The following is a 283-nucleotide window of genomic DNA, read 5'->3' as shown; positions in this document are numbered from 1 at the left end:
AGTCGAGCTTTTGACTCGGCTAGTCTTACGATTGCCTCCACGTCCACTATCTGCTTGAGTTATTAGAACTCCATCGCCAGACAACACCGTTCCAGTGTCTAATATTAGGTTAATTGCCCGTTTCTTTATGACCTTTGATGCGTTGTTATCTGCATTGTCAGTATTGCCACAGTTACCGCACACAAATAGCTCTTGTGATTTACGGTTGTCGGGGTGAGTGTGATCGCATTTAGCGCACTCCTGACTGGTATGCGGGGCGGGTATTTTGAAGACGGCTTTTCCT

The 283-nt window shown here is 46.6% G+C and carries 1 protein-coding gene; it reads right to left on the bottom strand.

The window, feature by feature from the left end:
* Positions 1–283 (bottom strand): zinc ribbon domain-containing protein (locus JIG41_RS20290; RefSeq protein WP_199525341.1); only part of this gene is annotated, 283 nt, incomplete at both ends.

This window comes from Pseudoalteromonas sp. bablab_jr011 (assembly GCF_016464045.1).
Lineage (GTDB): Bacteria > Pseudomonadota > Gammaproteobacteria > Enterobacterales > Alteromonadaceae > Pseudoalteromonas > Pseudoalteromonas lipolytica.
Note: the sequence above shows the minus strand (reverse complement) of the source record. Positions and strands in the feature narration are given on the sequence as shown.